Genomic DNA, 22284 nt, shown 5'->3' on the forward strand with positions numbered 1-22284 from the left:
TGCGTACACCGGAATCCCGCATCAAGCAGCCTGCGACATGTCCATGGCTGCGGGCTGGTTCTGTTGCAGCATCATCCGGGCGGCCATCTCGCCGATCACCATTGCCGGCGCGTTGGTATTGCCGCCGATCAGGGTCGGCATGATCGAGGCGTCGGCAACGCGCAGGCCTTCGATGCCATGCACGCGCAACTGCGCGTCGACAACCGCCATCGCATCCGGTCCCATCTTGCAGGTGCCGACCGGGTGATAGATGGTCTCGGCACGCTTGCGGATGTCGGCGAGAATCGCTTCGTCGCTTTGCGCTGCCGAACCGGGTTCGGTTTCGCCGCCATTGGTGGTGGCGAATGCGGGCGATGCAAAGATGCGACGGGCCAGCCGAACCGACGCGATCAGTGCGGCGCGATCGTCCGGATGTTCCAGGTAGTTCGGCTGAATCAGCGGTGCGGCCATCGGATCGGCGCTCTTGAGGCCGATGTAGCCGCGACTCTTCGGACGCAACTGGCAAACATGCAGGGTGCAGCCGTAACCCGGGACCAGCTTGCGACCATGATCCTTGAGGAAGCTCGGCAGGAAATGGAACTGGATGTCAGGGCGCTCGGAGTCCTTTGACAGCTTGGCGAAGCCACCGCCTTCAGCGACATTGCTGGCAAGCATGCCGCGGCGTCCGAAGATATAGCGGAACAGTGCGGCGATTGCGCGGGGTACAAAGGAAAGTGCCAGACCGAATGCGCGCTTGCTGCGATCGCGGATCATCACCGTCATGTCGAGATGATCCTGCAGGTTCTGTCCGACACCCGGAAGCTCGTGCACCACCTTGATGCCGTGCTGTTCGAGTTCTTTCCTGGGGCCGATTCCGGACAGCATCAGCAGTTGCGGCGAATTCACTGCGCCGCCGCACAACACCACTTCACGCTGTGCGCTCAGATGTCGCTTTTGCCCGTTTTGGACAACGACTTCAATTCCGACCGCACGCTTACCTTCCATCAGCACGCGCGTGGCATGTGCACCGGTCAGCACCGTCAGGTTCGGTCGGGATCTCGCGTTTTCAAGGAACGCCCGGGCGCTGCTCCAGCGGCGTCCATCCTTCTGCGTGACCTGATAAAGGCCGACGCCTTCCTGTTCCACGCCGTTGAAGTCGGGGTTGTACGGCAGCCCGGCCTGTTTGGCGGCTTCGATGAAGACCTGCGACAACGGGTTGGGGTCGCGCACATCGGCGACGTTCAGCGGGCCGCCGGTGCCATGTGAGCGCGACGGTCCGCGCTCGTTGTTCTCGTGCGCCTTGAACAGCGGAAGCAGATCATCGTGGCTCCAGCCGGGATTGCCCTGATTGGCCCAGTCGTCATAGTCGCGGGCATGTCCGCGGATGTAGACCATCGCATTGATCGAACTGCTGCCACCCAGGGTCTTGCCGCGAGGCCAGAACAGTTTGCGCTGATCAAGCTGTGCCTGTGGTTCGGTGTCGAAGCACCAGTTATAGGTCTTGCTGCCGATCAGGCCGATCACGCCCAGTGGGGTGTGGATCAAGGCGCTGGAATCCGGCGGGCCGGCTTCGATCAGGCACACGCGATGTCGTGGGTTCGCGCTGAGGCGATCCGCCAGAACGCAACCGGCCGAGCCGGCACCAACGATAACGTAGTCGAATTCATTCACTGTGCAGTCCTCCAGGATATGCCCGCGTTGGCTGGTGTTTCGACTCGGCCCGCCGACAACTGTCGACGGGCCGAATCCGAGCGGGGCGCCTGGCCACCTTCAGGGTGGAGCGCACCCTGCCGCAGCGGGGGCAATCTGGATAATTGACCGGTGAATGCCGCTTGTCCCCTATCGATCGATCAGGTCGGGTCGATTTGCGGACGTCGCAATGCCTTCCATGCAATTGTTGCGGTAATCAGCATGACCAGCACGACGCCGACATAGAACAGGAAGAATGCGATCTGGTTGGTGGCCGGGCCGCCAAACTCCAGACCGCGACTGTGCGGGAACAGCGGATCGAGCAGGGAGGCGATGACGAAGGTCCAGGCCACCACGATCAGTCCGTGCGCAGTGCGTTTGCGGCCAAGGGTCGACAGCGGGATCAAGGGCAGCACTGCGGCGGCCAGCCATAGCGCGAAGCCGTTGATGATGCCTTCGAGATGTGCCATGCGCCATGCATCGTAGGTGCCGGGCAGCTGCACCTCGATGACGCCGGGAATCGGCCACAGCGTGATGTGACCGATCAGAAAGAACAGAAAGCCGAAGCCAATGGCTCCGCCCGCGAAAATCAGGAGTGCGCCGTGGCCGATCAGGTGGCGGCGAGCGTCCGCAATAGGGTCGGCCGAGCTCACGCGGCGTCTCGAGAGGGGGTGCTTGCGAACGGCACCGCCATCAGCGGGTCCAGGGTATCGAGCAGCGGCACACCGGGTGCTGCACTGCGGTCGTAGCCCCGCAGCCAGTCCAGAACCCATTCCGGATCGCGTTCACGGCGCGGACTATTACCCGGGAGCGCTGCGCGCAAGAGATAGGGTCCAACGTGACGGATGAATCGACCGATCCGGACGGCCAGGCGCAGGCGTGAACGCAACTGGTTCCAGCGACCGTCCTTCTTCAGGATCGCCCGGTATCCCTGCATCGAATAGCGCATGACATCGAATGAGCCATGGAACACGCCAATCATGCGCGCCCAGTAACTGCCGAGAGAGGTGCCGAAAGCGGCCTGATAGACGTCATAGGCGACACACTTGTGCTCGGTTTCCTCGACCATGTGCCACAGCACGAAGGACACCACGCGCGGATCCGCGCCGTGAAACAGCTCGACACGGTGCTCGACCAGCCAGCGCGTGACGCCCAGGGTCATCGACTCGAAACCGGCGGTGTAAGCCATGCGCGTGCGGAGCGAACGCTGCGACAGGCGCGCGTATGACGCTTCCATCTGCTGCTCCACCTCGGCCAGTTCGGGATATCCGTGGTTCTTCAGCAGATCGTTGAAACGCCGGTGCGTGCGGAAGTGCTGGCCTTCCTGGGCCATGAAGCCCTCGCCGTCGGCTTGCAACGAAGCGTCGTCAATGCGCGCCAATGTTTCACGCATCGTGCGAATCAGAAAGGGTTCCAGGTACGGCATCGTCAATGACGCGCCATTGAGCATGGCGGCGAACTCCGGATCCTTGGGCATCCAGTTCGTCTGCATGCCTTCGGGAAACTCGAAAGGAATGCGGCGTGCGGTCAGTGCAGGGGATGGGTTCGTGCTCATTTAGGAGGCTCCTCTGGTATCGCAACGCCGGGGCGTGCGGCTGCTGCTGTGTTTTTTGTCTTGCTGGTCTTGCGCGGCGGTGAGTCGGCGCTGAGTTGAGGGTGCTGCAGGCCGGCCATCAGCGTGGCGATCATGGTTGGCACCAGGGCGTCGATCGTGCGACCCATGACGAATTGCCCCGCGACCTGCAGCGACACCAGGCCATGCGCGCCGGCCCAGAACAGATGGCTCGCGGTCAGCGGATCGGTTGTCAGCTGCAGTGCGCCGCTGTTGTGCGCTGCGGTGACGACCTTGGTGCACACCCCCAACGAATCGCGCTTGGCCGCGGCCAGCTCCAGTGAGCGCTGGCCCAGATCGCTGCCCTCAAGTTCGAAGAACATCAGTGCATAGCGATTCGGACGCTCCAGGCCTGCGCGGATATAGGCGTCGGCCAGGACGTTGAGTTGCGTCAGCGGTTCGGTGTACGGGGCAATCGCTTCCAGCATGGCCTGTTCGATCCAGCGATATGCCCTCGCCCTCAGTGCTGTAACCAATTCCTCCTTGCTGGAGAAATAGCGGTACGGAGCGGAATAGCTGCACCCCAGCAGTGACGAGATCTTGCGGAAGCTGACAGCGGACAGCCCGCTGTCTTCGAACAGCTGCATCGCAGCGTCCAGGATCTGTTCGCGTTTGGATTCGACCTGCTCGGCGGAAAAGGTTTGACGTGCCATGGACGGTGTTGTACCAGCATTAAGTTAACACCGTCAAATTAATTGAGGAGCGAGTCCTCCAAAGGCTGGAGGGGTGTCGAAACCTTCCCGTCCGGTAGGGCTCGGTCGGCGGCGAGGTGGGCAAACCTAACTTTTGTTAGGCGTCGCATTGCCTTGGCGCACTTAGCGTTGCATTCGGAGCTGACACCACCGAATTCAGGTGGTCTGGCCATAGAGCAGTTGACCCAAACCGCATGGGTCGACGCATGAAATAGCGATGCGGGGAGAGCAAGCAGTGCACGCAGACAGCCGAAGCAAGTTCGCGCAGTTGTTCGTACGCGTTACCGAGCCAATGATCTTCAATCGTCGCTGGGCGACGTTGCTGTTTCTTGGGTTGGCGACGTTGTTCTTTGGCTATCACGCCACGCAGCTGCGCATGGATACCGGTTTCGACAAGCAGCTGCCGCTGGGGCATCCCTACATGGGCATCTACCACCAGTATCAGGGCGAGTTTGGCGGCGCCAATATCGTGCTGCTGGCGGTGATACAGAAGCAAGGTGACATCTATACCGCCGATTTCATGACCTCGCTGCGTCAGGCCACTGATGCGGTGTATTTCACCCCGGGCGTCGATCGCTCGCGCGTCAGCTCGCTGTTCACGCCGAACGTGCGCTACATGGAAGTGGTGGAGTCCGGCTTCCAGGGCGGCAACGTGGTCCCGGCCGACTTCAAGCCAACGCCGGAAATGCTGGCCAAGGTGCGTTCCAACGTCGCCAAGTCCGATATCCGCGGGCGCCTGGTCGCCAATGATCAGTCCGCCGCGATGGTGGTGTCCGAGCTGCTGGAAAAGGATCCGGTCACCGGAGTCAAGCTCGACTACATCGATACGGCTCACCGTCTGGAACAGGTGCGCAATCGGTTCATTTCGCCCACCAAAGTCGAGTACCTTGCCAAGACTGATGTCGGTCCCTTCAAGAAGGGCGATATCGTCAAGACCGAATACAAGGACACGCGGAACTGGGCGTTCCCCATCATGCACGTGACCGTCGACTCCGGCGAGACCGACGTTGCTCCGGTGCGGTTCCGCGGCTACCAGCTCGACGTACGCACGGTTGAGAATCCGGACTACAACCCGAATATCGATATCGCAATCATCGGCTTCGCCAAGGCCGTCGGTGATATCGCGGACAGTGCGGTCGAAGTCTTCAGCTTCTTTGGCCTGACCCTGATTCTGGTGTGGTTGCTGCTGTGGCAGTACTGCGGCTCGCCCTCCATTGCGCTTCTGCCTCTGATTTGCGGCGTGCTCGCGGTGGTATGGGAACTCGGCATGCTGCAGCTGTTCGGTTTCGCGCTCGATCCTTTTGCGGTGCTGATGCCCTTCATTGTCCTCGCGATCAGTACGTCGCACGGCATCCAGATCACCAACTTCTGGCTTAATGAAGTGGCCGACAATGGCTTGTCGAGCTTCGAGGCTTCGCGTGCGACCTATCGACGGTTGGTGATTCCCGGCATTTCCGCCCTGCTCACCAACTTCGTCGGTTTCGGCACGATTCTGCTGATCCCGATCGGGATCATCCAGGAGATGGCAATCAACGCCATGTTCGGCCTGATGGCGATCGTGCTGTGCAAGAAAGTCCTGCTGCCGTGCCTGCTGTCGTTCGCGCCGATGAAGAATCCGGCCAAATTCCGCGAGCATCAGAAGAGCCGCGACCGTTTCTTCGCACCGATCTGGCGCACGCTGTCGGTCATTACCAAACGTCCGGTGGCTGCTGTGGTTCTGCTGGCAGCGGTTGGCTTGTGGGGTTGGGCCGAGTACGTCTCGCAGGATCTGAAGATCGGTGAGCTGCATGAAGGTGTGCCGGAGCTGCGTCCAAACGCACGCTACAACCAGGACTCACGCACGATCACCGGCGCCTTCTCGATCGGTGTGGATGTCATCAAGCTGATTTCCGAGTCACATGCCGACGGTTGTATTGATCACGCCGTCATGGACAAGATCGATGAGTTCGCCTGGCGGATGGAAAACGTCGAGGGCGTGCAGTCGACCATGTCGCTGGCAAAAACTTCGCGTGCCGTTTTCAACGCCTACAACGAGAACAATCCGAAGTGGTTCGTGTTGCCGCGTGAATCGGGCGCCTTGGTGGTGACGGTGCAGCCGTTCCCGAGTTCAACCGGCCTGCTCAACGAAGATTGCAGCGCGATTCCGATCCTGGTGTATTCCAAGGACCACAAGGCAGAGACCATCGATCGCATCGTCTTCGCCGCGCAGTCGTTTATCGACGCGCAACCTGCAGATGCCCCGGTGACGTTCCGTCTGGCAACGGGCAACGTCGGCGTGATGGCTGCGGCTAACGATGTGATCAAGGAAACCGAATCCAAGGTGTTGCTGTGGCTGTTCCTCGGCATCGGTGTTTGCGTGCTGATGTCTTTCCGCAGCTTCGCTGGACTTGTTTGCGTGCTGGTACCGCTGGCACTGGTTTCGGTGCTGTCCTATGCGGTCATGGTTTATCTGCAGATCGGCATCAAGGTGTCGAACCTCGCTGTTGCGGCGTTTGCTGCAGGTATCGGTGTTGACTACGGCATCTACATTTACAGCGTGCTCGAAGAATGCGTGCTGAACCGCGGCATGCCGCTGCGCAAGGCCTATGAGGAAACGCTGCATCAGACCGGCAAGGCGGTGATTGTGACCGCGCTGACGCTGGCGGCCAGTGTCTGCACCTGGTTCTTCTCGGGTCTTCAGTTCCAGATCGACATGGGCATTCTGCTGACGATCATGTTCATCGCCAATGCGGTCGCCGCAGTGGTGCTGCTGCCGGCGTTCGCAGCATTTCTGCTGCGGGCCAAGCCGACGCAGGCCGAGGTGGAGCCGATGGATTCGGCAGCAGCGCCGATCTGAAGCAGAAGAAGATTCGATACCAGCGGCGCCACCACAGGTGTGGTGGCCGCCGGACAGGGAAGATAGAAGCAAAAAGCTCGCTAGGGCTTTCCACGACAGGAGAAGAAAAGTGTTGAGGACGACGAAACTGACGGTGCCAGCGCTGCTGGCCACCTTACTGCTGGCAACAACGGGGGCATCCGCGAAGGTTTCGCCGGAGGAGGCCGCGCGGCTGGGCAAGGACCTGACACCGGTCGGCGCCGAGCGCGCCGGCAACAAGGACGGCACGATCCCGGCATGGACCCCGGCTGAGAAGCACGGTGCGATGAAGGGCGAGTACGCAAGCGATCCTGCGTTGGCGAATGAAAAGCCGCTGTTTACGATCACGGCTGCCAACGTCGCGCAATATGCCGACAAGCTGACTGAAGGGCACAAGGAACTGATGAAGCGGTACCCGGACACGTACAAGATGAACGTGTACAAGTCCTACCGCAAGGTGAACTACCCGCAGAAGATTCTCGACGAAACCGTCAAGAATGCGACGCGCGCGGAGCTCGAGGGCGTCGACAATCCGAAGGGTGCGTATGTCGGATTCCCGTTCCCGATTCCGAAGTCAGGTGCAGAGCCGATCTGGAACCACCGCACAAAATGGCGCGGCAACGCCCAGCGTCGTTTCAACAACCAGATGATCGTGCAGCAGGACGGCAAGTTCACGCTGACCAAGATCGTCGAGGACGTGAAGTTCTATTATTCGAACATCGACGAAGCGAACCCGCCTGAACTGAAGCCGGGCGTCGACTTTCTGCGTTATCTGTCCGAAACGATCTCGCCGCCCCGCATTGCCGGAACCTACATTCTGGTGCATGAAAAGGCCGGCTTCGGTACGGAAGGCCGTGCTGCATGGCTCTACGCCCCGGCGCTGAAGCGCATTCGCCGCGCCCCGGCCGTGTGCTGCGACAACCCGTACGAAGGAACGGATGGTCATCAGTTCTACGATCAGGTCGACATGTACAACGGCGTGCTCGAACGCTTCACCTGGAAGTTGGTGGGCAAGCGCGAGATCTACATTCCGTACAACTCGTACAAGATGGCCAGCCCTCCGACCAAGTATGCGGACATTGCAGCGCCGAACCATGTCAATCCAGAACTGCCGCGTTACGAGCTGCATCGTGTCTGGGTGGTCGAGGCCGACAACAAGCCGGATCAGCGTCACACCTTCAAGAAGCGCGTGATCTACTTTGACGAAGACTCCTGGAACATCGTCGCGATCGACGACTACGACCAGCAGGACAAGCTGACCGAGTTCCAGGAAGGCCACCTGATTCAGTACTTCAACATCCTGGCAGCGACCACGCAGCCGGAAGTGATCTATCACTTCAATTCCGGGCGTTACTTCGTTACCGCGATGAACAACGAAGATCAGCCGTACGATCAGTCAGTGACGTTCAGCGACAGCGATTTCGAAGCCAATACGGTTCAGAAGAAGGCATCCAAGTAAAGGCCGTCAGCTAACCGCACCCGGCGTGCAGTGCACGCCGGGTGTTGGCTGCTGAGTCAAGGGCCAAGAGCCCCGTGTTCGTGCGTAGTGAGAGGAGAGTCCTATGCAATCGAAAGTATTGCGAATTTTCGCCGTGGCAGCTGGGGTTGCCGGCGGCGTCCCGTTGAGCGCATCTGCGTTTGAGTACAACTTTTCGTTGTTCGACCAAGACGTCACCTCGGTCGTGAACAATACTGCGACCCTGGGTGCATCGTGGCGCATCGAAGGCCGTGATGACTATCTGGTCGGCAAGAGCAACCTTGATCCATCCGTCTGTGGCGGCGTCTATCAATCGTGCCAAGGTGTGCATCGGCAGCAGAGCTACCCGGCGGCGCATCTGGCTGCTGCGCCGGGCATGGCATCGGTCAACTTCGACGACGGCAACCTCAACTACGACAAGTGGGACGTCACGCAGGCCCCGTTCAAGTTGGCCAATGATCTGAATATCCGCTTTGGCGATTTCGGCATCTTCGTGCGGGGGCTGGGTATCTACGACTACGTCAACTACAACGACTTCGAGGAATACCACCCCAACAGGATTACCGCGGACAATGCCGCGGATGTCGGTACCACCGATGACCCGCAGTTCTCGAACCGCTACTACGCGCAGGTCTACGGACCGGGCGGTGTCGTGCGCAACGAGCGCACCGACAATACGGCCTTGCGTCAGGCTGGTTTGCGCTATGACTTGCTTGACGCCAACATCTACGGCAGTTTCTTCTATACCGACGATCGCCAAATGCTGTTCCGCGTCGGTCGGCAGACGGTGAACTGGGGCGAAAGCACCGTGGCCGTCATCAACAGTGTCAACCAGGCGCAGCCGGTCAATGCCAACAGCCTGTACCGACTGGGCTTTGGCTTGCTCGAAGAGCTGTTCCTGCCGGTCGGCATGGCGCGAATCAGCGCCGAGGTCATGGACGGCCTGAGCGTCGAGGGCTACTACCAGTGGGAGTGGGAGCCGATCGAGATTCCGACACCCGGCACCTACATGTCGTTCCTCGATCTGGGTACGGACAATCTGGTCAACAACGTCAATCTGGCATTCGGCGGTGGCGCCGAAGATCCGGATAGTGTGGGTACACTGCTCGATACGCCACTGGCCGGCATCACACCAACCACGCTGACTGGTGAACGTCTGCGCGACAATGAAGCGCGAGACAGCGGTCAGTACGGCGTCGCCTTCAAGTACTACTCCGATGCCATCAACAACGGCACCGAGTTCGGCTTCTACTTCATGAATTATCATTCGAAGCTGCCGTATGCGAGCTTCTACTCGTCCGATGCCAGCTGTGCCCGGCGAGAGGGCAATGCTGAGGGAGTCGATGCGCGTAATTCGCTCGAACTTCTGCGCGTCTGCCCGAACCTGCCGATCTCGCAGGCTCAGGCGCGGAATGCGTTCATCGCAGATACGCTGGCACTGACTGCGGCGCATCCAGGCGTTCTGGCTGATCTGGGTCCAGTGGACAATCTTTCGACGATTCTTGCATCGCTGAACAGTCTGCTGGTCTACGATCCGTCTCAGCCTTTCGCAGATATGGTCCCGATTGATACGGTAAAGATCCAGCTGGAATACCCCGAAGATCTGAAGATGTTCGGGTTCAGCTTCAACACTACTGCGGGCGACTATTCGTTCCAGGGGGAAATGTCGTATCGACCGAACGTGCCGCTGCAGGTCTCGTTGGTTGACCTTGCCTTTGCTGCGCTTGGTCCTGCGCTGACGCGGTGCCACAACGAATCACTGGAGTGCAACGGATCGACTGCGTCGCGCGGCTTTACCGAGGACGGCCAGTACACGTTCTACGACAGCAATGATTTCACGGACGCCAATGGCAACAATCCGTATCCGGACACGGTCAACCTCGTGATCGGATCGGCGCCTGGCTCGGCACGTTCGTTCCCGAACTTCATCATCCCGTACCGTGGCGGCACGGTCGGCGAGAACGCTCCGAACAGTTACATTCAGGGCTGGATTCCGGGCAAGGTCGCGCAGTACAACCTCGGCGCCACGCGCGTGCTCGGCAGTTCGGAGAACTGGATCGGAGCCGATCAGATCATCTTGCTGTACGAACTGGCGGCGACGCATGTGCTGAACATGCCGGACTTCGATGAGTTGCAGATCGAAGGCCCGTATACCGCGACTACGAGCGCCAGTGCCGGGGCCGATGGCAGCGGCGCAGACGGATCGCGGCTGGCGTGCTCTACAAATCCGTCATGCACGATCGGACCGGACGGTCTGCGCTTCAATCCGTTCCAGGCACCACGCAAGGCGTTCGCGGACGCGTTCTCATGGGGCTACCGAGTGGTCGGCCGCATCAGCTACGAGTCCGTACTGCCCGGTATCAGTATCCAGCCGTTGTTCATCTGGATGCAGGACATCCACGGCAACTCGCCGGGGCCTGCTGGAAACTTTGTCGAGGGTCGCAAGTCGCTGAACTTCCTGCTGGAGACGCGCTACGAGAAGTCGTTCGCGTTCACTGTCTCCTACAACATGTTCACCGGCGCGGGACACAACAACCTGTACGCCGATCGCGACAACCTCGGCTTCTTTGTGAAGTATCAGTTCTGACGACGGGTTGCGGGCGCGATCTTCTGATCGCGCCCGCACCGGAGAATCCCATGCGAACCGTGCATCGTTTCTACACCTTTACCGCGCTCAAGGCGCTTCTTGTCCTCGGCGGCATCGCAACGTTGCCACTGCAGACCGCACAAGCGACGGCCGGCGAGCCGCTGGCGGCGCAACCGGCGTTGATTGCGCCATTGGCGCCGCGCAGCATGCTGCTTGACGTGGTCGAAGCCGGCGACCATCTGGTTGCTGTTGGCGAGCGAGGACATATCCTCGTGTCACCAGACGGCGTCGAGTGGAAGCAGGTCGACGATCCGGTCAATGTGATGCTGACGGCCGTCAGCTTTCCGGACGCAAAGAATGGGTGGGCTGTCGGTCACGATGCAGCGATCCTGCACAGCGCTGACGGCGGCCAGACCTGGACTTTGCAGAACTTCCAGCCTGATCTGGGTCAACCGTTGTTGGATGTCTATTTCGCCGACTCGCGCACTGGATTCGCTGTAGGCGCATTCGGTCTGTTCATGCAGACGCTCGATGGCGGGCAGAGCTGGGAAGTGATTACGCCGCCGGCGGTCGTTGATGATGGCAACCATCTCAATGCGATTACGCGCCTGCATGACGGCAGTTTGCTTGTCGTCGGTGAGATGGGGCTGATGGCGGTTGGCGATGCCGACGGCAACTGGCAGAAGATTGAATCACCCTACGAGGGCTCTCTCTATGCGGCCGAAGCACTGGGAGAGCATGGCGTCATGATCGTGGGCATGCGCGGCAACGCGTACCGCACCGATGATGTGCGCACCGGTTCTTGGTCGAAGGTTGAAACCGGCACGGTGCAGGGATTGACGGGCGTGCGCAGCCTGCCGGACGGAACGTTTGCGATTACCGGCATGAATCAGACCTTGTTGATCGTCGCGCAGGACGGCAAGGTCCACCGGGGCGAGATCGATTCGCATGATCCGAATGGCGAATCAGGTCCGTTCAACAGTATCGTGGTGCATGGAAAGCAGGTCCTGGTTGCGACGCATGAGGGTGTCAGACGTGCGGTGGTGAATCCGTGAGCGCCGCGCCGCTGACGCAGGCGCAGCGGGCGACCATCATCCAGTACGCCGCCTGGCTGTTCGGAGCGGGTCTGGTCGTTGGTCTGGTGTTCACATTCGAGGCGATCGGGCATGTCGCAGCATGGCCGCTGCTGCCACCCATCAACTTTGATTTTCCGGGTACAGAAGCCGGCTGGCGGCGTGCGCATCTGGGCCTGATCATCAATGCGATCGCGATGCTGGCGTTTGCGGCGGTGGCAACGACGGCCCGCTTCGGTTCCCGCGGTCGAGCGATTTATGTCGTCAGCGTGATCGTGACCGGATATGCCAACTCGCTTGGTTTTTTGACCGGCACGCTGTTCGGGGTCCGTGGGCTCGAGTTTGGCGGTGCCGCGGCCAATACCGCGACCTATTTGTTCTTTCTGGTCGCCGTTGTGACCGGTTTCGCGCAAGCTGGGCTGCTGGCCGCTGCAGCCGCCACTGCGCGGCGCAGCGGAGGCGCCGAATGAACAAGGTCGGTGTGCTCGCGCGACTGATGTCAGGAGTGATGCGCGCGCCGCGCACGCTCGGTTTCGCCGAGTCGTTCCTGGCAGCGTGGAATGCACATGATGCCGACAAGGTCACGGCAATGTTGGGCGGCGGCCACTACGCAGATCCGCTGAGCAAGGGGCGTCAGCAGGGCGCAGCGTTGCGCGGGCATGCGCAAACACTGTTTTCCGCGTTTCCCGATCTTTCATTCGATCTGAATGGCCCAATCACAGTGGGAGATGGGGCGGTTGCTGCGCGCTACACGCTCAGCGGCACTCATACGGGCGCGCTGCCCGGTGGTCTGGGCATCGAACGGGTCGAGCCCACCGGAAAGCGCATCCTGCTGGAAGCCACGATTTTTCTGGTATTCAAGTCCGATGGCGCCGTCGAGGTCGACAACGGCTTCGATCTGGAAACGCTGGCCGAACAGCTCGGTTTCTACGCCTTGCTGATGCCGCGCACTCAGGGCAACTATCAGTTCGGCGCGTTCTACCGCCTGAACAAAGGCAATGTGCAGCCGCCCGAGGCGATCGGGATTACCTGGTTGCAGCTGCGCGATCCGGACCAGTTTGAAAATGCGGCGCGCATCACCAATGCGGTCGCCGAAAGCTTTTCCGATCGTCCCGGCTTCGTCACGGGCATCGTTGGCGCCCGCCCGCCAGATGAAACCGGATACTCATCCGGATTCACCTTGTCGGCCTGGGAGAATCTCGAGGCTTTGGAGGCAAATCTGCTGCCCAACGCGACACACCAGGATGCGGTGCATCAGTTCATGAAGGAAGGTTTGGCCTGGGGCACCCATTCGCGGGTGTACCAGCTGGTGCGGGCCAAGCCGGTAATGGTGGCCTGCAGCCAGTGCGGCAAGAAGAACAATGCCCACAAATCGGTGCGCAAGTGTTCGGCCTGCGGGACCGAACTCGATGCCGCACCGGTCTATTGGTAGCGGCCGTCGACTTCGAATCACCCTGCCAAATTCCGGATTACGCGTCTCCCCCGCGTTACGGACCCTAACGAAAGTTTGGGTCCGTCTTTTTATTTGTGCGACAGTATGCAACCACCCCTGATGGAACAGCGGCTGTTGCAGTGCAACAGGTAAGGAGAAGCCGCACCGTCCGATGGAAATGATCGATTGATACCGGGGGAGACCGTGCAATTGAGCGTTGAGAGAGTAGTGCGGAACGGAGCGGCCACAGTGCGGGCTGAAGTCGAGCCGATGGAGGAGCGTGCGCTGAATCGCGCCCGCCTCGCGTTGCCGCGTGCGGTGACCGAAGGACGTCGTCAGATCGTCGAGATCGTGGCGCCGGCCGGCTACGGCAAGTCGACACTGGTCGAGAGCTGGTCGCGTGCGCTGGCCGCGGATGGCCGTCAGGTCTATCGCCTGCCGCTGACACAAAGCCATCGCGACCCGGTGCGTTTTCTGGCCAATCTTTTGCAAGCCATCGAAGGCCGCGATCCTGGAGCAACCGGGGCGGGGGCGCCGGTGTTTTCGGAAGATGCGGGCCTGGAGCAATTGATCGCCACGCTGCAGTCCGATTCGGCTCCGATCGCGGTCGTGATCGACGACGTGCATCTGCTGGAATCGAGTCCGGCGATCGATACCCTGAACTGGATCTGTCGCAATCAGCCGGATCATGTACTGCTGATTCTGAGTGCGCGTGAATACACCGGACTCGCCCTGCAGAAACGCCTGCTGGCCAAGCAGGTAACGCGTTACAGCGCGCGCGAGCTGGCATTTACGGTCGACGAAGCCGGGCACTTTCTGGAACAGATGTACGGTCTGAGGCTGGATGCCGAGACACTGGTGCGTCTGCATGCTCAGACCGAGGGCTGGATTGCCGCCTTGCAGATGGCGGCACTGGCGATGGGGCATCGCACCGATCCGACCGATTTTGTGCGTCATTTCGGGGGGTCCAATCGCGAGATCACCGACTATCTGGCCGAAGCGGTGCTGGACAATCTATCCGAAGACGACGTGCAGTTCCTGTTTCGGATTTCGGTGCTGGATCGGGTCAACGCCGATGTCTGTCGTGCGCTGACCGGCGAAAAGGCGCCGCAGCTGCGGTTGGAATCGATCGAGCGGCAGAATCTGTTTCTGTTGCCGATGGACGATCGCCGCGACTGGTACCGGTTTCATCCGCTGTTCGGCGAATTCCTGCGTGGACGTTTCCGCGCGGCCGACCCCGATGGCTGGGCGGATTGCCTGAAGCGCGCCGAATCGTGGTCGATCCAGCACGACTATCGCGACGATGCGATCAACTACGCGCTACGCGCTGGGCTGCAGGAACGCGCTGCGCAGATTCTGTCGATGTACGCCGAAGAACTGGTGCAGTGGCGCGGTGAGCATCGCACCCTGATGAACTGGATCGATCAGCTGTCACCGCGTGTGCTGGCACGATACCCTCAGATCCAGATCAGCCTGGCGTGGTCGCTGAACTTCAATCACCGCTTCGCCGAGGCCGAGGCTGTGCTGGATGCCCTGCTGGCCGAGATTCAGGCCGACGACATGGCGGATTCCGCGACACTGCTGAAAAGTGTCGGCAGCTATCGTGACGTGGTCGAAATCGTCGGCCATGCGCTGGCGGATCACGCCGAGCAGACGCTGGATTGCGGGCGGCGCTGGATGCAATGCAATCCCAACGCGCCGGATTTCCTTCATGCCTCGGCAGGCGCCGCGATGGGCTACGCATTGAAGAGCGTCGGCCAGTTTGATGAGGCCCTGGAAGTGGCCCGCGATGCCAAGCTGCGCTTCACTCGTGCACGCGCGCCCTATGGCAAGGTCTGGGCTGAAGCTGTCAGTCTGATGACGCTGATGCGACAGGGGCGGCTGCAGCATGCGCTTGCAGAGGCTGAATCGGCGCTCACGGTGTGCCGCGAAAAGCTTGGCCCCGCGTCACACGGATACTGCGTGCTGTCGGCGCTATCCGCCGGGCTGTACTACGAGTTCAACAATCTGCCTGCCGCGCGCGAAGCCTTGTCGCAGGGGCTACGCTTTCTGGCGATGTTCAGTTCGCTTGATCCGGTGTTGGTCGGTTACCTGACGCTGGCGAAACTACTGGTCGCTGAGGACCGCTATGACGATGCCAAGGACATCCTGATCGAGGGTGAGAATCTCGGTGTGCAGCGCAGCGCGCCGCGCATGGTCGTGTGCTCGCTGGTTGGTCGTGCCCTGATCTGCCTGAAGCAGGGGGATATCGCGACGGCCGAGGAATTGGCGCGCTCGCCGTTGCTCAACGGAGCGATTCACGACGAGCGCTACAGCGGATTGGTCCGCGACAAATCGGCGCAGTTGCAGGCGCGTATTGCCGTTGCACGGGGCCACGCCGATGCTGCCCTCGAGATCCTTCAACCATTGATCCGGCATGCGCGGGCGCAGGGCCAGCAGCTCAAGCTGGTTGATCTGCTGCTGCAGCGGGCGCATGCGCTCTATCTGCTCGGCAACCAGAATGAAGCCTTGCGCGCCTTGCACGAAGCGATTGGCATTGCCGCGCCGGAAGGGATGATCCGTGTCTTTGTCGACGAGGGCGAGAGTCTGCATCCCCTGTTGCGCAGTCTGTGCGAGCGCGAGGCCGGCCCGTCGGATGCCGAGGCGCGTATCACGGCGCACCTGCAGGCGATTCTCAGTGCGTGCCAGTTGACGCCCAATGCTGGTGCCGCGTCGTCAGCGCCAGGGCGGCAGGATCAGTCCGGCGCGATGCTCGAGCCCTTGACCAAGCGCGAGCTGCAGATCCTTCGCATGATCGAGTCGGGGATGTCGAACCGGCAGCTGGCGCAGGCCTTGTTCGTGTCCGAAGGCACGGTCAAATGGCACCTGCACAATCTCTACAGCAAGCTGTCGGTGCGCAGCCGCTCGGGCGCCATCGCCAAGGCAAGGCGTCTGACTCTGATCAGCTGAAGCCGGCGACAAAACCGGCTTCAGCTGATTCGCCAAGAATCAGGTCAGCCAGCGGATCGCGATGTCGATCATGCGCCGGACAAACCCCGTGTACGGCGGAAACAGCATGTGCGTGGTGCTGTGCTTTTCGATCAGCACTGAGCGCTCGTGCGAAAACGCACGGAAGCCGAATTCTCCATGCGAGCTGCCGAGTCCGCTGTTGTTGACGCCGCCAAACGGCAGATGCGGATGCAGGAAGTGCAGCACAACGTGGTTGACCACGGTGCCGCCGGCACTGGTGCTTGAGATCACCTGTTCGATCCGCTTGCGATCACGTGCAAATACATACAGTGCCAGCGGTTTGGGGCGTGCGTTGATCTGGCGGATTGGGTCTTCGAGGTCGCGGAAGCGCAGGATCGGCAGTAGCGGTCCGAAGATCTCCTCTTCCATGATCTGTGCGTCAGCCGGCACGTCGGTCAGCAGGCTGGGTGACAGGTAATTCTGCGTCGCATCGCTGTCACCGCCGATCAGCAAACGCGCCCCGCGATCCAGCGCGTCCTTCAGCAAGCGCTGTACCCGGCCATGGTGGTGATGATTGACGATGCGCGCGTAGTCGGCGCTCTGGCGCCAGGCGGACGGATCGTTGCCGAACGTGCGCTTCAGCGCTTGCTGCATCTTGTCGATGAAGGCATCGGCAACGTCGTCGTGAACGTAGATATGATCCGGCGCGATACAGGTCTGGCCGCAGTTGGTGAATTTTCCCCAGGCCAGATTGCGCGCGGCCTTGTCCAGGTCGGCATCGCGATCGACGATCACCGGAGATTTTCCGCCGAGTTCGAGGGTCACGCTGGTGAGGTGCTGAGCTGCTGCGGCCATCACGACGCGACCAACCCGCGGGCTGCCGGTGAAGAAGATGTGATCAAACGGCAGCGCCAGCAACCGTGTTGAGATGCTTGCGTCGCCTTCGATTACGGCAACGTCCTGAGGATCGAAGGCCGATTCCAGCATGCGCTTCATCAGGGCCGAAAGTGTCGGCGTCATCTCCGAAGGCTTCAGAATCACCGGGCAACCCGCCGCCAGGGCAGAGATCAGCGGGCGGAACGACAGCGTCACCGGGTAGTTCCAGGGCGACACGATAAGAGACACGCCGCGTGGCTCGGGGCGGATCTGCGCCTGCGTGCCGAGCATCGACAGCGTTGTCCGCACCCGCTTGGGCTTCATCCACTTCGAAAGATTGCGTAACGCTTCGCGGGCCTCGCCAACGACCGGATAGACCTCGGTCAGCGCCACTTCCGGAGCCGGCTTGCCGCAATCCTGTGCAGCTGCGGCAATGATGTCGTCACGGTGGCTCAGGACCAGATCGAGTACGCGCTGGATGCGCGCCTTGCGCTCAGCCGCGCTGGAACGGCGCAGCTCAATGGCACGCGCGCGTTGCCGCTCGAACAGCGCCAGCAGCGGATCGGCGGATTGATCCTGCATTTCCATTGGCATTTGCATCACGGCATTCATCGACGACTCTCCAGTCCTTTTTTCGTCCATCGACTGTGGGTGATGTCGGTGGCGCTGCCCCCTAACCTAAGTTGGGTCGTTGGTGCCGGCCGCATCGCTCCGACCCTAACTTGATCTGGGGGGAATCGTGGCTTCGGTGGTCGGTGGCGGTGCGGTACGGGTTTCTTCGCGCAGCATGCGGCGCAGGATCTTGCCAACAGGGCTTTTGGGCAGTTCTTCGACGAACTGCACATGCCGGGGGACCTTGTACGCGGTGAGGTGCAAACGGCAATGCGCGATCAGGTCCTCGGCACTCAGGCGGGCGTCAGAGCGCACGACATGCACCTTGACTGCTTCGCCGGTACGAGCGTCCGGTACGCCGACGCAGGCGGCTTCGGCGACGCCCCAATGTTCGGCGCAAACCGCTTCGATTTCGCTGGGGAACACGCTGAAGCCTGAAACCAGCACCATGTCTTTCTTGCGGTCGACCAGATAGAAGCGACCGTGGTCGTCCATGCGCGCGATGTCGCCGGTTCGAAAAAAGCCATCTGAAGTGAAGGCGAGCGCATTGGCCTCGGGAGCGTTCCAGTACCCGGACATCATTTGCGGCCCGCGCGCACAAAGCTCGCCGATTTCGCCGATCGGAACGTCGCGATTGTATTCGTCCCGCAGGGTGACCTCGGTCATCGGCAGCGGAAAACCGATCGAGCCATCGAATTCGTGTGTCGGAATGGGGTTGGTGCACAGCGCCGGCGAGGCTTCGGTCATGCCGTAGGCCTCGGTGATGCAGACGCCGGTCTGCGCGCGCCAGCGCCGCGCCACGGCCGGCTGGGTGGCGGCACCGCCGCCGAGCGTCATGTGCAGATCGGAAAAATCGATGCGGTCGAAGCCGGGTGTGTTCATCAGTCCGACGAACAGCGTGTTGACGCCGCTGATGAACGTCAGACGCTGTTGCTGCATGCGCTGCACCAGCGTCGGCAGATCCTTCGGGTTGGTGACCAGCACCAGACGTGCACCGATCAGCATGCCGTAGAGAAAGTTCAGGGTCAGCGCGTACGCGTGATAGAGCGGCAGTGCAGTCAGGAAGACCTCGCGGTCTCGACGCAGCTGCGCACCGAGCCAGGCCTCAACCTGCAATACGTTGGCGGTCAGATTGCCGTGGCTGAGAACTGCGCCCTTGGATGGGCCGACGGTGCCTCCGGTGTACTGCAGCAATGCTGTGGAGCCGCGGCGGATCGCTGGTGGAACGAAGGCCAGTCCGCTCCCGCGTTCGATGGCCAGCTCGAACGAGGTCGGGTTTCCCGGCGACTCGCAGCTGCCGGGTATCCATGAAGTGTCGACATCAACGGCGATGATGCGGTCGATGTTCAGCCGTTGCAGGACTGAACCCATTTTTCCGAGCAGGGTTCGGGCGATGACGATGGCGGTGGTGCCGGAATCGCGGAGCTGATGCTCCAGTTCGCGCGGCGTATACATCGGGTTCACGTTGACCAGGACCAGGCCGGCTTCCAGTACGGCCAGCGCCGTGATCGGGTAGGCCATGTCGTTCGGGATCATGATCGCAACGCGCTCGCCGCTGCGCAGGCCCAGCGCAGCCACCAGATACGCAGACAGTGCCGACGCCTGCTCGCCAAAGGCCCGATAGGTCATCTGTTGGCGGCCATCGTCGAATGCGATCGCGTCAGGTCGCTGTTCAATGGCGTGGCGAAGCAACTCCGGCACGCTCGAATACCGCGTCAGATCGACTTGGTATGGCACGTCGAGTGGATAGGCTCGATGCCAGAAGAAGTTCATGCCGGTTCCCTTTTTGGTCTGGTTTTCCCTGTGCTAGACAAACATTCCATAGGGGATTTGGCCCCTACCCAAAGTTGGGATTTGCCTTGTATGGGCTGAAATTGCCACTCATGGGGCACGCCGCCAAATGGGTATAGGCCGCATTGAATTCGTCGTGAACTGATCTTTTGATCGGTGACGTTGTCCTAGGGGGCTCATATCGTGCAGTTGCTGCGTCGGCAGGTGCCCGGCAACACGTCATCTAGCGTCGTTGGCGGTCCTGGCCTCCACACACGATGTGACCTCGCCGCGCCGGCGTTCCCTGGCGGGGCATCGTCAGTGACTTTGAGGGTCATCATGATCGAGTTGCCCGCGAATTTTGCGCCGGCGCTGTTCGCCGGGAAGACAGTGCTTGTTGACGGCGGGATCAGTGGCATCAGCCTGAATATCGCGCGGCGCTTTTCCGACCTGGGGGCCTCGTTGTTCGTGACCAGTCGATGGTCAGGCCGGGTTGCCGACGCGGTCGCGGACCTGTCGCGCAGCGGTCCGGCTGCGGGTGCTGCTGCAGACAGGCGCGATCTCGAGGCCATGCGCTCGGCAGTGGCTGAATGCGTATGGCAGTTCGGAGCCGTCGACATTGCGGTATCCGGCGCAGCCGAACAGGGCGAGGCGCCGACGGTGCGAGAGCATTCAGGGCGGGGCGAATTCGGTCCCGATATCGATTTGCTCGGGACTTTCAATGTCTGTCGCGCGGTGTACCCCGCATTGCGCAAGCCCGGCGCTTCGATTGTGAACATCTCGACGGCCCGTACGTGGAAAACGGATCAGGCGCAGGCCTTTGCGGCCAAGGCAGGTATCGACGCGCTGACGCGGGTACTCGCAATGGAATGGGGATTGGAGGGCGTACGCGTCAATGCCATCGCGCCCGGATGGTGTGACGGTTTCCGGAATTCGGATCGACCGACGCTGGATCCGGGTCATGAAGAGCGAGGGACCGGCACGTCTCCGCGCTACGGCGACGGCCGTTCTGCAGAGATTGTGGATGCCGCGGTGTTTCTGTGTTCTCCTGCCGGCGCCGGGTTCAATGGCGAGACCGGTGACGTTGACCCGCATCGTGCAACTCTTGATGGCAGTGACTTCGCCTTTGCTTTGGAGGAATTGACGGCATGACGACATCCGATCTGAACCCGGCGGCATGCGTGGAGCATGACGACCGCTCCGCGCTGGCTGCCTGGCATCGCGCAGTCGCCGCGCGCGACGTGGCCGCGCTGGATGTCCTGCTGGCGGATAACGCGGTGTTCCATTCTCCCGTAGTGCATACGCCGCAACGGGGCAAGGCGCGAACGCAGACTTATCTGGCTGCGGCGTTTGCGGTGTTCTTCAATGACAGTTTTCGCTATGTGCGCGAAGTCGTCCAGGGTCCGGAGGCGGTACTGGAATTCACGGTCGAGATCGATGGGATCGAGGTCAACGGGGTTGATATGATCACCTGGGATGCGACTGGGCGCATCGTCGATTTCAAGGTGATGCTGCGGCCACTGAAAGCGATCAATCTGATCCATCAGAAGATGGCCGAGATGCTGCAGCGCGGCGCGCCTGGGCACTGATTGTCGTGATGGGCAGCAAGGGTTCGCCGGGCCCTTGCCGGCACCGGGATCACGCGCCCCAGAGATGCATGCCGTACTTCCAGTAGCCGGTGACGTTGTTCAGGCGGGCGTCCTGATCGGTTGGCATCGGCAACACTTCGCCCTCCAGCAGAGGTGTCAGGAACGGAGCGAGCGCGGTGCCGCCGCCGCCGGAAATGACGATCGCATCGATGTCCCAGTCGTCCGCCCACAGCCGGTTGACCTCCTGCGCGATGCGCGTGGCCAGCTGCTGGAACGCCTGCTGCACGATGCCGGTGAGATCGTAACGCTTGCCCTTGATCTTGATCGTGCCGCGGCTGACGCCGTCGTAGAGCCGGTACAGCTCGACGTTGACGCCGCTCTTCTCCTGCAACACGTTGGCGATCGCGGCATAGGCCACGGCGATCCCTGAGTCGGACGACTGACTGCCGCGCTCGGAATACCGCGTCTTGTCGCTGACGGTGTAGTCTGCCGTGCGGAAGCCGATGTCGATCAGGCCGATCTTTTCGTTGACGAAGCGCTGGTTGGTCGGCTTGCCGACGTCGTTCAGCATCAGATTGAACATCGCACCGAACGGCTGCGGAATCACGCGCACGCGCTCGATGTTGATGATTTTTTCCTCTCGCTCGCCGCCACCCGCTTTGGGCACGATGACGGTGTGGCGCTGCTGCAGCAGCGTCGTCAACGCATCTTTCTGCTTGCGAAAAAAGCTGATCGGCAGGCCGGTCACCACGCGCACCGGCTCGCCACTGTCGACGAAGGGTGTCATCGCAGTCAGCGCCAGTGTCTTGGCGAACTGGGTCAGGAACTGCGCCTGATCCAGCGTGAACCCGCGACCGCGCGACTGCTGTTCGGCCAGCTCACCGACGAAGTAGGCGTCCTTGCCGATGCCGATGTGGCGCGGGTAGGTGACTGACGAGGGCAGCAGGGTTTCGCTGAACTGCGCTTCATTGGCTTCGCCAACGACCGACTTGAAGACCTGGAACTGTTTCCCGTCGGTGGCTTTGGTATAGCCGAAGCCGATATCTGTCCCGAGCACCTTCACGGCCAACCCCCTACCTGCATTGATTTTCAA

General features: G+C 61.2%; 16 protein-coding genes. 9 read left to right on the top strand and 7 right to left on the bottom strand.

Features of this window, described 5'->3' with window-relative positions; genetic code table 11:
* Positions 1-21 precede the first annotated feature (21 nt).
* The 4 genes from E4T66_RS00655 to E4T66_RS00670 all read right to left on the bottom strand — a co-directional run bounded on the left by E4T66_RS00655 (position 22) and on the right by E4T66_RS00670 (position 3933).
* Positions 22-1650: a GMC family oxidoreductase gene (locus E4T66_RS00655; RefSeq protein ID WP_136846990.1), complete on the bottom strand. Its 1629-nt coding sequence runs from the start codon at positions 1648-1650 to the stop codon at positions 22-24.
* Between the two features lie 179 nt (positions 1651-1829).
* A complete protein-coding gene (locus E4T66_RS00660) occupies positions 1830-2321 on the bottom strand; it encodes a hypothetical protein (protein ID WP_136846991.1) in 492 nt (163 codons plus the stop codon).
* Positions 2318-3223 carry a metal-dependent hydrolase gene (locus E4T66_RS00665; protein ID WP_136846992.1) on the bottom strand — a complete coding sequence of 302 codons (906 nt, stop codon included), beginning with the start codon at positions 3221-3223 and terminating at the stop codon, positions 2318-2320. Before E4T66_RS00665 ends, E4T66_RS00660 begins: the two co-directional genes overlap by 4 nt.
* On the bottom strand, positions 3220-3933 hold the full coding sequence (locus tag E4T66_RS00670) for a TetR/AcrR family transcriptional regulator (RefSeq protein ID WP_136846993.1): 714 nt from the start codon (positions 3931-3933) through the stop codon (positions 3220-3222). The genes E4T66_RS00665 and E4T66_RS00670 overlap by 4 nt, the downstream gene beginning before the upstream one ends.
* 274 nt (positions 3934-4207) lie before the next feature.
* On the opposite strand from E4T66_RS00670, the gene E4T66_RS00675 reads away from it, so the two are divergent.
* The 7 genes from E4T66_RS00675 (at position 4208) to E4T66_RS00705 (ending at position 16344) form a co-directional block, all read left to right on the top strand.
* A complete protein-coding gene (locus tag E4T66_RS00675; protein WP_248679330.1) occupies positions 4208-6808 on the top strand; it encodes an efflux RND transporter permease subunit in 2601 nt (866 codons plus the stop codon).
* 109 nt (positions 6809-6917) lie between these two features.
* Complete coding sequence (locus E4T66_RS00680; RefSeq protein ID WP_441347687.1) at positions 6918-8285, top strand: DUF1329 domain-containing protein; 1368 nt, start codon at positions 6918-6920, stop codon at positions 8283-8285.
* A gap of 103 nt (positions 8286-8388) precedes the next feature.
* Positions 8389-10890: a DUF1302 family protein gene (locus E4T66_RS00685; protein ID WP_136846995.1), complete on the top strand. Its 2502-nt coding sequence runs from the start codon at positions 8389-8391 to the stop codon at positions 10888-10890.
* A gap of 50 nt (positions 10891-10940) precedes the next feature.
* Positions 10941-11945 carry a WD40/YVTN/BNR-like repeat-containing protein gene (locus E4T66_RS00690; RefSeq protein WP_136846996.1) on the top strand — a complete coding sequence of 335 codons (1005 nt, stop codon included), beginning with the start codon at positions 10941-10943 and terminating at the stop codon, positions 11943-11945.
* Positions 11942-12433 (top strand): hypothetical protein, encoded by a 492-nt coding sequence (locus tag E4T66_RS00695; protein ID WP_136846997.1) that lies wholly within the window; start codon positions 11942-11944, stop codon positions 12431-12433. The genes E4T66_RS00690 and E4T66_RS00695 overlap by 4 nt, the downstream gene beginning before the upstream one ends.
* Positions 12430-13395, top strand: a complete 966-nt coding sequence (locus tag E4T66_RS00700) for an ester cyclase (protein WP_136846998.1) — start codon at positions 12430-12432, stop codon at positions 13393-13395. The genes E4T66_RS00695 and E4T66_RS00700 overlap by 4 nt, the downstream gene beginning before the upstream one ends.
* Before the next feature lie 249 nt (positions 13396-13644).
* Entirely contained in the window at positions 13645-16344 is a 2700-nt protein-coding gene (locus E4T66_RS00705; RefSeq protein WP_136846999.1) for a LuxR C-terminal-related transcriptional regulator, read from the top strand.
* 39 nt (positions 16345-16383) lie between these two features.
* Here E4T66_RS00705 and E4T66_RS00710 read toward each other — a convergent pair whose 3' ends face one another.
* Both E4T66_RS00710 and E4T66_RS00715 read right to left on the bottom strand, forming a co-directional pair.
* A complete protein-coding gene (locus tag E4T66_RS00710; protein WP_211242693.1) occupies positions 16384-17832 on the bottom strand; it encodes an aldehyde dehydrogenase family protein in 1449 nt (482 codons plus the stop codon).
* A 105-nt stretch (positions 17833-17937) separates the two neighbouring features.
* Positions 17938-19605: an AMP-binding protein gene (locus E4T66_RS00715; RefSeq protein ID WP_136847000.1), complete on the bottom strand. Its 1668-nt coding sequence runs from the start codon at positions 19603-19605 to the stop codon at positions 17938-17940.
* A gap of 336 nt (positions 19606-19941) precedes the next feature.
* On the opposite strand from E4T66_RS00715, the gene E4T66_RS00720 reads away from it, so the two are divergent.
* Entirely contained in the window at positions 19942-20754 is an 813-nt protein-coding gene (locus E4T66_RS00720; RefSeq protein WP_136847001.1) for an SDR family oxidoreductase, read from the top strand.
* Positions 20751-21191 (top strand): nuclear transport factor 2 family protein, encoded by a 441-nt coding sequence (locus tag E4T66_RS00725; protein ID WP_136847002.1) that lies wholly within the window; start codon positions 20751-20753, stop codon positions 21189-21191. The genes E4T66_RS00720 and E4T66_RS00725 overlap by 4 nt, the downstream gene beginning before the upstream one ends.
* A gap of 49 nt (positions 21192-21240) precedes the next feature.
* On the opposite strand, the gene E4T66_RS00730 is transcribed toward E4T66_RS00725, so the two are convergent.
* A complete protein-coding gene (locus E4T66_RS00730) occupies positions 21241-22254 on the bottom strand; it encodes a ParM/StbA family protein (protein ID WP_136847003.1) in 1014 nt (337 codons plus the stop codon).
* Between the last annotated feature and the right edge of the window lie 30 nt (positions 22255-22284).

The sequence above is a fragment of the Sinimarinibacterium arenosum genome, assembly GCF_005047655.1.
Taxonomy (GTDB): domain Bacteria; phylum Pseudomonadota; class Gammaproteobacteria; order Nevskiales; family Nevskiaceae; genus Solimonas.

Excerpts from the sequence above, each read along its gene's own strand:
- E4T66_RS00700 (WP_136846998.1), top strand. The coding sequence starts at position 12,430 with ATGAACAAGGTCGGTGTGCTCGCGCGACTGATGTCAGGAGTGATGCGC.
- E4T66_RS00690 (WP_136846996.1), top strand. The coding sequence starts at position 10,941 with ATGCGAACCGTGCATCGTTTCTACACCTTTACCGCGCTCAAGGCGCTT.
- E4T66_RS00670 (WP_136846993.1), bottom strand. The coding sequence starts at position 3,933 with ATGGCACGTCAAACCTTTTCCGCCGAGCAGGTCGAATCCAAACGCGAA.
- E4T66_RS00665 (WP_136846992.1), bottom strand. The coding sequence starts at position 3,223 with ATGAGCACGAACCCATCCCCTGCACTGACCGCACGCCGCATTCCTTTC.
- E4T66_RS00720 (WP_136847001.1), top strand. The coding sequence starts at position 19,942 with ATGATCGAGTTGCCCGCGAATTTTGCGCCGGCGCTGTTCGCCGGGAAG.
- E4T66_RS00710 (WP_211242693.1), bottom strand. The coding sequence starts at position 17,832 with ATGAATGCCGTGATGCAAATGCCAATGGAAATGCAGGATCAATCCGCC.
- E4T66_RS00715 (WP_136847000.1), bottom strand. The coding sequence starts at position 19,605 with ATGAACTTCTTCTGGCATCGAGCCTATCCACTCGACGTGCCATACCAA.
- E4T66_RS00685 (WP_136846995.1), top strand. The coding sequence starts at position 8,389 with ATGCAATCGAAAGTATTGCGAATTTTCGCCGTGGCAGCTGGGGTTGCC.
- E4T66_RS00725 (WP_136847002.1), top strand. The coding sequence starts at position 20,751 with ATGACGACATCCGATCTGAACCCGGCGGCATGCGTGGAGCATGACGAC.